The organism is Enterococcus crotali (assembly GCF_000633635.1).
Classification (GTDB): Bacteria; Bacillota; Bacilli; order Lactobacillales; family Enterococcaceae; genus Enterococcus_L; species Enterococcus_L crotali.
Map to the genome: position 1 here is coordinate 78812 of NZ_AYPQ01000007.1, position 11496 is coordinate 90307.

The window sequence follows — 11496 nt, forward strand, 5'->3', positions numbered from 1 at the left end:
TCATTTTTTCTATTAGTCAATAGTTCATATTCGCTCTATTGCATTAGGACAAGTATAATAAATAAGAAGAGAAGAAAAACGAGGTGTAAACTATGCTTGCAATAAATTTTTTAATCCTATTTTTAATGATTGCGATCACGGCATTTTTTGTAGCAAGTGAATTTGCTTTAGTGAAAATTCGAATGTCCAGATTGGAACAATTGAAAAAGGATAATGTGAAAAATGCGGAATTAGCCATCCATGTTACCCATCATTTAGATGCCTATCTGTCTGCTAGTCAATTGGGGATCACCTTGACTGGACTAATTATTGGGTGGGTCGGTGAAGGATCTGTGGCGGCACTGTTACATCCATTGATTGGAAATTTGCCGATTAGCGCAGCCCTTAGTCGAACGATTTCAGTTATTTTAGGTTTTGCCATTGTGACCTATGTCGATGTTGTTGTCGGGGAATTATTACCGAAAAGTTATAGCATCGCGCAAACTGAGAAAGTAGTTCTAGCAATCGTTAAACCTTTGCACTATTTTTATAAAGTGATGTATCCTTTTATTTGGTTATTGAATCACTCCGCCGCAAAATTAGGGAAGCTATTAGGAATAAAATTGGTTTCTGAAGGGGAAGAAACGTTGACCCAAGAAGAGTTATTATTTGTAGCTGTGGATTCCTATAAAAAAGGTGAATTAACAAAAGAAGAATATCATTATATGGAGAATGTCTTTGAATTTGATGATACTTTAGCTAAAGAGATTCAGGTCGATCGTACTTCTATGGAAGTATTTGAAGCAGATGAAACCGTAGAGCAAGCGATTCAGCATTCGTTAAGACGGGGACATACACGTTATCCTGTGATCGAAGAATCTAAGGATAATGTATTAGGCTACGTGACGCTACCTGCCTTGATCAAAGAATCCTTTATCGACAGCCAAAGAAAAGTCAGCGAACTTGTAGAAGAGCCGATTATTGCGTTAGCGACTATTCCAATCAAAAGTCTATTGACGATGATGAGAAAAGAAGGCAAGCATATCGCGATTTTGAAGGATGAATATGGTGGAACCACCGGAATGGTCACGATCGAAGATATTCTAGAAGAACTGGTTGGAGACATTCGGGATGAGACGGATTTGGAAAACGCCTTGATTGCTAAGGAGTCGGATCATTCATATATTGTTTCAGGAAAGATTACGCTGGATGATTTCGAACGGTATTTTAAAGTCAAAATTGCTGCTTTTGAGGAATCAGAAATGTCTACATTAGCTGGTTTTATTGTAGAAAGAAAAAATAATCAAATTGCTGTAGGAGATCAAATCGAGATCGATGATTTTACTTTTGAAGTGATGGACTATGAACATGCACATATTGATTATTTTAAAGTAAAAAAACAACTGAATAAAAGAGTAAATCGAGATTAGGACATGATTCGAAGAGTGATGTCACAATCTCGATTTTTTAGTTTGAAGTGGTAAATAAGATTGACGGAAACTAATTATTCAGCTAGGATTAAGAAAAAATGAAAATAGGAAGTGTTTGAATGCGTAAGGTAGGAATCATTGGGTTAGGTCATGTTGGTGCAACGCTTGCTTATACATTAGTCACTGAAAATTTAGTTGACGAACTTGTTTTGATCGATAAGAATGAAAAATTAGCAATGTCTGAACAATATGATTTATTAGATGCACAAGTTTTTTTAACAGGCAAAACAACGATCATCATTCAGGACTATCAAGCATTAAAAGATGCATCAGTCATTGTTTTTTGCGCAGGACAAATCAGTGCGCTGGGAGATGATGGAGATCGTTTTAAAGAACTTGAAATCACAAGTAAAATAGTAGAAGAAACGGCACCTCAAATCAAGCAGTCTGGGTTTAATGGAATTATAGTGACGATCACAAATCCATGTGATGTCATTGCAGCTTATATGCAAAAATTAACAGGTTTCAAAACCAATAAAGTCTTTGGAACAGGCACGATGTTGGATACAGCACGGATGAAACAGGCAGTAAGCCGCAATCTATCCATCGACAGCCGCAATGTTGGTGGCTATGTTTATGGTGAACATGGGGACTCCCAATTTGTTGCTTGGTCGAGTGTGACTGTTGGAGATCGCCCGCTTTTGTCTTGGGATCGTGAACTGGATTTAGAAATATTAGATGAAGCTGTTCGAGCAGGAGGCTGGAATGCATTTGCTGGGAAAGGCTATACAAGTTATGGTATCGCAACTTGTGCGGCTCGTCTGATTCGGATGATTTTAAATGACTCTAAAACGATCGTGCCCGTTTCGGCATATAACAAACAAGCAGATGTATATTATGGACAACCAGTCGTGATCGGAAAAAATGGGATAGAGGCATTCGTTCATTGCCCGCTGACTGAAAAAGAAAATGATTCCCTAGCACATTCGATTGACATTATCAAAAATGGACTGGCTAATCTCCCATTTAAGCAGTAAAATAAGATGTATGATTCGACTAAACATGGAGGCAGTTTATTGATAAATTTAACAGAAATAACGGAGAAGATGTCTCCAAATCAAAAAATAAATTATGATCGTGTTTTACAAAAAGTTATTGCTGCATGGGAAAAATCAGATATCCGACCTACAATTTTACTTCATAGTTGTTGTGCGCCCTGCAGTACGTATTCACTTGAGTACTTGACACAATATGCAGATGTTACGATTTTCTTTGCCAACTCCAATATCCATCCCAGAGCTGAATACCAGCGTCGAGAAATTGTTCAGAAAAAATTTGTAGAGGATTTTAATGAGCAGACCAAGAATCAGGTCCAATTTTTAGCAGCTCCTTATGAGCCAAATAAATTTATCCAAATGGTGCAGGAAAAAGAATTGGCAGAAGAACCAGAGGGTGGCAAACGATGCTCCGCTTGTTTTCAAATGCGCTTAGATATCGTTGCGGAAAAAGCACAAGAATTAGGCTATGATTATTTTGGAAGTGCGCTAACGCTGTCACCAAAGAAAAATAGTCAATTGATCAATGAGATCGGAATCGATATTCAAAAATTTTATGCGACTAATTACCTACCAAGTGATTTTAAGAAAAATAACGGCTACAAACGCTCGATTGAGTTATGTAAAGAATATGATGTGTACCGTCAATGCTATTGTGGTTGTATGTTTGCAGCAACTAAACAAGGTGTTGACCTAAAAACTGTAAATAAAGAAGCAAAAGAATTTTTAGCAGAACAAAAACATGATAAAAAAGACGAGATTGGGATATGACTCACAGAGTTATATTCCGATTTTTTTTCTGCTAAAAGACATTTTAATATAGTTTCAAACTATATATATTGATAGAAAATAAGTTCTACTCTATATTCCTTTCACGTGGTAAAGTAGTTGAAATACCTTATTGAGGGAGGAAAAGTATGAAAACATCGATTATCGGGTTCCCGCGGGTGGGAGAATCAAGAGAACTAAAATTTGCAACAGAGAGCTATTTTAGAAAGGAAATCACAGCAGAAGAATTAGAAGCAAAGGGCAAAGAATTAAGACAGAAGCATTGGCAGCTATTAGTCGATCAGGGAATCGATTTTATACCGAGCGGGGATTTTTCTTTCTTCGATACAACGTTAGATACAGCACTTTTATTGAACCTTGTACCTGAAAAATATCAGTCTTTACAGTTACCCCCATTAGAAACATATTTTGCATTAGCTAGAGGCTATCAAGCGATGCAGGTGATGTTACCGCCTTAGCGATGAAAAAGTGGTTCAATACCAATTATCATTATATGGTTCCTGAAATTGATGATACGACAGAACTTAAACTTGTTGGAGAGAGCATATTTAAATCATTTGATGAAGCGAAAGAGCATGGCATCATTACTCGACCAACGATTTTAGGACCATTTACCTTATTAAAATTGGCGACGTATCATGGTTCCAAGCAGGCAGCTGATTTCTATGAAGCCGCAATTATAGCTTATGCACAAATTTTTGATCGATTAGCTGCATCAGGTTGCCAATGGCTTCAAATTGATGAGCCAGCTTTAGTTTTGGATTTATCACCAGCTGAAGTTCGACAATTTAAAGAATTATACCAGCAATTATTGGCAAAAAAAGGCAACTTAAATCTATTGGTGCAAACGTATTTCGGAGACGTTCGAGATGCGTACCAAGAATTGATTGCATTGCCATTTGATGGAATTGGATTGGATTTTGTTGAAGGTAGAAAAACGCTAAGTTTGCTTGAAGAGTATGGCTTTCCAAAAGAGACACTGTTGTTTGCGGGCATTGTGAATGGGAAAAACATCTGGAAAAATAATTACCAAGAAACGCTGTCACTTCTTGAAAAGATTCAAACATTTGGCAATATCGTATTGAATACATCCTGCTCATTACTCCATGTGCCCTTTACACTGGCGAATGAATCTGCATTAGAAAAAACAGTAACAAGTCATTTTGCTTTTGCTGTTGAGAAATTAACTGAATTAAATGAATTAAAGAAAATAGTTGCGGACAAACAGACGAATCATGAGTTGCTAAGCGTCAATGCTGCATTGTTTGCTCAGGAGCGTTTTTCTAAAAACGAGTACGTTGCCCAACAAATCGAAGCGTTGACAGAAAAAGATTTTATTCGACTACCGGCGTTGGCTGAACGGGCAACTATTCAAGAAGAAAGATTGAAGTTACCGATTTTACCAACAACTACAATCGGTTCTTTTCCACAAACAAAAGAAGTGAAGCAAAATCGTGCAAAATTTAAAAAAGGTGAAATTACAGAAGCAGAATATACAGCTTTTAATCAGGAGAAAATTGCAGAATGCGTTGCTTTTCAAGAAGACATTGGTTTAGATGTTCTAGTTCATGGTGAATTTGAGCGTAATGATATGGTGGAATACTTTGGTGAGAGCTTAGATGGGTATTTATTTACTGAAAAAGCTTGGGTTCAGTCATATGGGACTCGTTGCGTAAAACCACCAATTATCTGGGGGGATGTTTCACGCTCAAAACCAATCACCGTAGCGTACTCAAAATATGCTCAGACTTTGACGGATAAACCAATGAAAGGGATGTTAACAGGTCCTGTGACGATTTTGAATTGGTCATTTCCTCGTGAAGATCTCAGCTTAAGAGAGTCGACATTGCAGTTAGCGTTAGCGATTCAAGAAGAAGTATTGGATTTAGAAGCGAATGGAATTGAAATTATTCAAATAGATGAAGCGGCATTACGGGAAAAATTACCATTACGCCAAACAGATTGGCATTCTGAATACCTAGCATGGGCGATACCTGCTTTTCGCTTAGTTCATAGTAAAGTGCAGCCGACAACTCAAATCCACACGCATATGTGTTATAGCGAGTTTGCTGATATCATTCAAGATATCGATAAGATGGATGCAGATGTCATTTCATTTGAAGCGTCCCGTTCAAATTTAGACATTTTAGATGCTTTAAAGGCCATTGATTTTCAAACGCAAGTTGGACCAGGCGTTTACGACATTCATTCACCGCGTGTGCCATCAGTGGAGGAAATCGAGACAACGATTGATAATATTTTAAGGAAGTTACCGATTGAAAAAGTGTGGGTCAATCCCGACTGTGGGTTAAAAACACGCGGAGTACCAGAAACAAAAGCTAGTTTGGAAAATCTAGTACTTGCAGCTAAAAAGGTACGTGGAGGGGTGTAAATGAGGACAGATACCTTGTTCAAAGAAAAAACCGTCTTTTCCTATGAAATTTTTCCTCCTAGACGAACTGCACCAGTCGATACCATTTACCATACTTTGGATCGTTTGAAAGGACAGCAGCCTGATTTTATCAGTGTGACTTTAGGTGCTGGCGGTATAGGCGCAAACTTAAGCACCGTAGATATTGCTCAGAAAATTCAAGAAGAACAATTTTTACCAAGTGTGGCGCATTTGCCTGCTGTGAATTTTTCAAAAGAGGAAGTCATTGTCATTTTAGAGGAACTAAAACAAAAAAAGGTGGAGAATATTTTAGCTTTAAGAGGGGATATCTTGCCGGATAAGCAACCTAAAAAAGATTTTATGTATGCAAATGATCTCGTTGCTTTTATTCAAGAACAAGGAAATTTCAATATTATCGGAGCTTGCTATCCTGAAACGCATGGGGACGCAGTCAATTCAGTAGATGACATCAAAAATTTGAAAAGGAAAGTCGATTCTGGAACGAATCAGTTGATCACACAGTTATTTTTTGACAATCACTATTTTTATACATTTAAAGAAAAGTGTGAGATTGCGGATATAACTGTACCGATTCAGGCAGGGATCATGCCTGTAGTCAATAAAAAGCAAATTGAGCGGATGGTAACAATGTCTAATGTGACGTTACCAATGAAGTTTTTAAAAATGATGGAACGTTATGAACACAACCCTGAAGCAATCAGGGATGCTGGTATTGCATATGCAATCAACCAAATAGTCGATTTGGTTGCACAAGGAGTGGATGGTATTCACTTATACACCATGAACAACCCTTATGTAGCGCAAAAAATCAGAGAAGCAACTCGTAGTTTATTTGACGCATAGCTAGGAAGTATTAAATAGGTGGACGGAGACGTTTATTTTCGAAGGGCGTATTTTTGATCCCGCCGATTATAGGAATTCCACGTGAGGAGGATCTGACTCGAAGAGTTAGGTCTCACTGACTGGTCATTAAATATCATTGATTTAAAAATAGTCTGAATCTAGGCTGTTTTTTAGTCAATGATATTTTTGTTTAGTATGCCTTTTAGTGCCTCTTACTTGTAAAAGAAATGCTTCAAAAATGGCGAGAAATTATATAAACAAGTTTTTTTGCGAAAGAAATATATTTGTAACAATTGATTTTAAAGAGAATAATAATATTTTTATCGGTTTTTCTCGTTATTTTTCATAGGTAATATTTATCATTTTTTTCAACTGTTTATATATAGGTTTAAATATGAAAATAATATAAAAAAAAGGTGAAAATGGTAGTGTTTTGTGAGGTTGACACATTACGCTGTTATTATTTACTATAGTCTTAAGTTTGTAAAATGGTTAGAATATAATTCTTTTGGTTGGTTTTTGTATTTTTATAGTTAGGATTATTTATATTGGTTTTGTGTTTTTTTATTAGGAAATTTCAAATGAAAAAAGTAGATTTAGTGCTTTTTTTAATGTTTTTTCCAAAAAAAAAAGATTCATTCTGTTTTAAAAGGTACTTGATTTGTTATTTAGTAAGTTTCTGAACTGATTGAAGGAAAGGGTATAACATGGAACAGCGAAGAGTAAAAAGACATAGGAGCTCATCTGATGAGAGACCAAGAAAGAAGAAGCCTTCTTCTAGTTCTAAAAGCAGACAGAAGAAGTCACACAACAAATCAAGTGTAAATGGAAGAAATCAAAAAAGTCTTCAATCGCTGCCGCGACAGAAGACGCAAAAAAAGAAACAGCGCTCGAATGTACAAAAAAATCGGTCTTCTCTAAAAAGTAAGAGGTTAAAAAAATTTTTAGATCTGCTATTTTATATCATTACTTTAGGGTTGATTTGCATGTCGATTCTTTTTGCATTTAGTGATGATCAGAACAAGACTATTTTTGGTTATCGGATATTTAATGTTTTAACAAATTCAATGGCACCTAATGAACGTGATCAGAAATCTGGTGGATTTTATGCTGGTGATGTCATCATTGTAAAAGATATCCAAGGAGATACCGCAAAAGAAGGTGAGGTGATTACCTATCGGCCTTCAATGAAAAGCGAAGCTTTTTTAACACATCGAGTGGTTAAAAAATTAGATCATTTGGATAAAGTAAAAGGAACTTATTATATTACCAAAGGGGATAACAACGATACGGAAGATTTGCCGATTAGTGAAAAACAAGTAGTAGGGAAAAAAATAATTGTTTTTCCAAAAGTTGGAGCAGTTCTAAAGTTCATTCGAAAAAACTTCGCTGTGTCTGTTATTTTTATGCTGTCTGTCTTTGGTTTTATATTGGTAATTAAGATGTATATATTCTCAAAATAGCTTCTTAATTTACTGATTAGTGTTAGATAAAAATTATATGGGGGAAGTAAAAATGAAAAATAAAAAGTTGTTGATTATTGCAGGTTTATTAGCTTTACTAGCTTTGGGTGCTGGGACTTTTGCCTGGTTTACTAGTGAGGACTCAGTTACCAATCATTTTGAGGGTGAAATTGCCGGAAATGATATTCAGATAGTTGAGACATTTACACCTGAAGAGAATTGGACGCCAGGCGAAGGAGTCGCAAAGAAAGTCTCTGTAGCAAATGTGTCGGAATATGACGCATTGATTCGCGTAAGTTTTGAAGAAATATTCAAAAAGCTAAGAGATAACAATGAGATTTATTTCGATGGAACAGGGAAATATATTTGGGCATCTGGACCAAATAAAGGGAATGAGTTATCAAATCCCCCAGTAGTACCTAAAGCTATGCCTTCTAAATCAGACTATGTAAGTTTAGGCTATGTAGACGTAACTGCAAATTTATCAACTGAAGTAAAAAATATTACAGTTGCTAATAAAGAATATCATTTTAAAATATATGAAAAAGAAGTACAAGCAGCTGGAAACAAACCATCTGGGGAGCCTATTCCAGAAGAATATTCCTATGTGGCACAATGGGAAGCGTCTGATGGTACTAAAGCAAAAGCATATATTGGCAACACGTCAGGTAGTATCGAACGTGATCGAACTACTCAAAAATTAACATTAGTAAATCCAGCATATCTTTCTATGATTGATGCAACTTACAATGAAATAAAGGAAAACTGGGCCGATCCTAGTAAACTATATAATAAACCTGCTGTGGATGAAATAACATATAAAGCATTTGCAGATGATCTTATTCAGTTAGGGTTTACAGAGTTAGCAAAAGAGATTACTAACAACAAATGGTATTACAATATAGCGGATGGGTATTTTTATTTTGTTGGAAAAGTGTTACGTGGCACTCAAACGCCTCAACTTTTGGATAGTGTGAAATTAATGGAGAAAGCAGACAATAGCTATAGCTTACTTCAATTTGATTTGATAGTAAATGCCAATGGAATTCAAAATGCACAACAATCAATCAAAGACTCATGGAAAACAGATGAAAGTAACCCAGATTTGTACAATAAATTAGTGGAATTTTGTGACTACTAATAAATAGAAAACAATGGTGATATAGAATGGAAAAGATAAAATATCTTTGTCAGCTATTCAGTTTGATTATTATAAGTTTATCCATCATCAGTGGTTCTCCGTATTTTGCCCATGGGGCTGAAGGAGAACCATTGCCTTCTGGTATTGTCATTGGTGACAATAAAGGGATCCAAGTTCAATCCGATGGAAAATATCTAGTTGAAGTCAAAGATGTACTACCGGGAAAAAAGTGGACGATTGACATTGATCTAATGAGCGTAGATAAGGGAGCGCCGTATGACTTAAGTATGCAAATTTTTGAGCCGATATTAAGCGGCCCGATTGACCTTTCCAAAGCCATTCATATGGTGATGAATTATGAAGGAAAAAAAATTTATGATGGCCCAGCTTCTGGTATTAGTAGTAAAACGAATTTACAAGAATCTGAATATTTTTTAGGAACATTTGAACCAGGGGATAGTAAGCGTTTACGTGTTTTTTTCGAAATGGATCACACATACACTAAAAATGATTTCCAGGTAAAAAGTATGATGGAGAATGTTTGGAAATTTCGGGCAATCAAAAATCAAGAGCCTGAACAAATAAAAGACAAAAAACGAACAAAGCGAAAGCAACTTTTTCCACAGACAGGAGAAGAATGGCGGGAGGTATTGATTTATATTTGTTTAGGTTTATTTATAGTGTTGATAGTCATTCTGATTTTGAAAAAGAAATACGATGATCAAAAGAAACATTCATAAATAAAATGACTGATCAAATAGTGGTTGAATTAGGAAGTTAGGAGGGAACACCTCTTGAAAAAGAAGAAACGTAGATCTGTAAAATATAAAAAGAAGGCAAGAGTTGCTAAAAGAGGTTTCCGCTTATATTTAGCGCTCTTTGCGTTATTATTTTCTAGCCTGTTGATTCTTGGAAGTACCTATGCGTGGTTTACATCAGCTGATTCAGTTACAAATAAATTTGAAAGCGGACGTTTTCAAGCTGAATTAACTGAAGTTTTTAAACCGAATTTAGCTTGGCAGCCTGGGAAAGATACTACAAAACAAATTCGTGTTCAAAACACAGGACAATCACCTGCTCTTGTGAGAGTTTCTCTGTATGAATATTTGCTAACTTTCAAAATAGACGTCAGAGATAAAATAGGTAATGGAAATTTAATAACCGTTTCAAGTGAACAAAAACCAGTTGTTAATTGGAAAGATTTATCTACTTGGCAACCAGCCTCAGAAAGAGGTGGCACATATAAGGATGGCTCACTTCATTATGTAGCTAATAAAGCTTATATAGCAGATCAAAAGAATGGCAAAGATCGATATAAGTTAAATGATCCCGCAAGAAAGGCGTTACCATTTCACTTCATTGAAATCAATTTTTCAGCATATCTGAATACGTCACTTCCCAAACCAGAAGTCAAGAATTATTGGCTATATGAAGATGGTTATTTTTACTACTCTGAAGTTTTACCACCTGGAAATATAAGTGAACCATTGGTAGATAATGTATCACTTTCCTCAAGTGCATCAAATACTTATAAAGGGGCATTATATCAGTTGAATCCCTATTTAGAAGCGCATGACCCTGTAAAAACGGTTATTAAAGAATGGGGTATTGGAACGAATAGTTTAGTTTATGGATTATTTAAAGATAAGCTAAACTAAATAATAAATGATGCCAACTTTGAGTGAGAGATGGAGGAAATAATGAGGACGAAAAAAAATAAAGGGAAAAAAATCAGTTACTCTAAAAAGTGGATGTTGATCGTTTTGTCATTAGTTCTGTTAGTGACAATTGGAATGTTTTTGCGTGATGTTTATGCAGCGAATAAATCGATCGATGAAGAAGTGAACAATTTTCGATGGAGCGATCTAAGAGGGACAATCAAAGAAACATTTACCCCATCAAAGGAATTAAAAATAGACACTCCGATCACCAAAAATGTTGCAATCAAAAATGACCAAAATCAAGATATGTTTATTAGAGTATTGGTCCTACCAACAATTTTAGCAACGAGTTCTGGAGGAGAGGACTTAGTACTTCCTGCTAAATTTAAAGGAGAAGATGCTCAGATAGCGATTCCCTTTGATACAGCTAATTGGATAGATGGTGACGATGGTTACTTTTATTATATAAGGAAATTGAAAAAAAATGAAACAAGTCCCAGTTTGTTCAAGCAAGTGACGATTATTTCAAAGAATTTAGATCAGCAGTATTTAAATGCAGAAGTAAAGATTGAAATTAAACTAGAAGGAGTAAATTCAACAGCTTATGCTTATCGCGATGCGTGGTGGCAAGGTACTAGTCCTACACAAAATCCTAGAAAAAAAATAGATGATCAATTGAAACTGCAAATTTAAAGCGATAATTCTGTGAGATAGATTCATTT

General features: G+C 35.6%; 9 protein-coding genes and 1 pseudogene. All 10 read left to right on the plus strand.

Annotated features, from left to right (window positions below; translation table 11 throughout):
- The first annotated feature begins 92 nt into the window (after nt 1–92).
- The 10 genes and pseudogenes from V192_RS0115285 (at nt 93) to V192_RS0115330 (ending at nt 11467) form a co-directional block, all read left to right on the plus strand.
- Nucleotides 93–1409: a hemolysin family protein gene (locus V192_RS0115285; RefSeq protein WP_025873208.1), complete on the plus strand. Its 1317-nt coding sequence runs from the start codon at nt 93–95 to the stop codon at nt 1407–1409.
- A 119-nt stretch (nt 1410–1528) separates the two neighbouring features.
- Complete coding sequence (locus V192_RS0115290; RefSeq protein WP_025873209.1) at nt 1529–2446, plus strand: L-lactate dehydrogenase; 918 nt, start codon at nt 1529–1531, stop codon at nt 2444–2446.
- Nucleotides 2447–2485: 39 nt separating this feature from the next.
- Complete coding sequence (locus V192_RS0115295; protein WP_025873210.1) at nt 2486–3235, plus strand: epoxyqueuosine reductase QueH; 750 nt, start codon at nt 2486–2488, stop codon at nt 3233–3235.
- Nucleotides 3236–3381: 146 nt separating this feature from the next.
- Nucleotides 3382–5645: pseudogene (gene metE, locus V192_RS20410) on the plus strand (5-methyltetrahydropteroyltriglutamate--homocysteine S-methyltransferase).
- Complete coding sequence (gene metF / locus V192_RS0115305; RefSeq protein ID WP_025873211.1) at nt 5646–6509, plus strand: methylenetetrahydrofolate reductase [NAD(P)H]; 864 nt, start codon at nt 5646–5648, stop codon at nt 6507–6509.
- Between the two features lie 707 nt (nt 6510–7216).
- On the plus strand, nt 7217–7972 hold the full coding sequence (locus tag V192_RS22650) for a signal peptidase I (protein WP_025873212.1): 756 nt from the start codon (nt 7217–7219) through the stop codon (nt 7970–7972).
- A gap of 52 nt (nt 7973–8024) precedes the next feature.
- Entirely contained in the window at nt 8025–9113 is a 1089-nt protein-coding gene (locus tag V192_RS0115315; RefSeq protein WP_025873213.1) for a BsaA family SipW-dependent biofilm matrix protein, read from the plus strand.
- A gap of 26 nt (nt 9114–9139) precedes the next feature.
- A complete protein-coding gene (locus V192_RS0115320; RefSeq protein ID WP_025873214.1) occupies nt 9140–9853 on the plus strand; it encodes a hypothetical protein in 714 nt (237 codons plus the stop codon).
- Nucleotides 9854–9907: 54 nt separating this feature from the next.
- The gene (locus tag V192_RS0115325; RefSeq protein WP_025873215.1) at nt 9908–10771 is read left to right on the plus strand and encodes a BsaA family SipW-dependent biofilm matrix protein; all 864 of its coding nucleotides are present in this window, start codon (nt 9908–9910) and stop codon (nt 10769–10771) included.
- A 42-nt stretch (nt 10772–10813) separates the two neighbouring features.
- On the plus strand, nt 10814–11467 hold the full coding sequence (locus V192_RS0115330) for a hypothetical protein (RefSeq protein ID WP_025873216.1): 654 nt from the start codon (nt 10814–10816) through the stop codon (nt 11465–11467).
- The last annotated feature ends 29 nt before the right edge of the window (nt 11468–11496 follow it).

Excerpts from the sequence above, each read along its gene's own strand:
- V192_RS22650 (WP_025873212.1), top strand. The coding sequence starts at position 7,217 with ATGGAACAGCGAAGAGTAAAAAGACATAGGAGCTCATCTGATGAGAGA.
- V192_RS0115290 (WP_025873209.1), top strand. The coding sequence starts at position 1,529 with ATGCGTAAGGTAGGAATCATTGGGTTAGGTCATGTTGGTGCAACGCTT.
- V192_RS0115315 (WP_025873213.1), top strand. The coding sequence starts at position 8,025 with ATGAAAAATAAAAAGTTGTTGATTATTGCAGGTTTATTAGCTTTACTA.
- V192_RS0115285 (WP_025873208.1), top strand. The coding sequence starts at position 93 with ATGCTTGCAATAAATTTTTTAATCCTATTTTTAATGATTGCGATCACG.
- V192_RS0115330 (WP_025873216.1), top strand. The coding sequence starts at position 10,814 with ATGAGGACGAAAAAAAATAAAGGGAAAAAAATCAGTTACTCTAAAAAG.
- V192_RS0115320 (WP_025873214.1), top strand. The coding sequence starts at position 9,140 with ATGGAAAAGATAAAATATCTTTGTCAGCTATTCAGTTTGATTATTATA.
- metF (WP_025873211.1), top strand. The coding sequence starts at position 5,646 with ATGAGGACAGATACCTTGTTCAAAGAAAAAACCGTCTTTTCCTATGAA.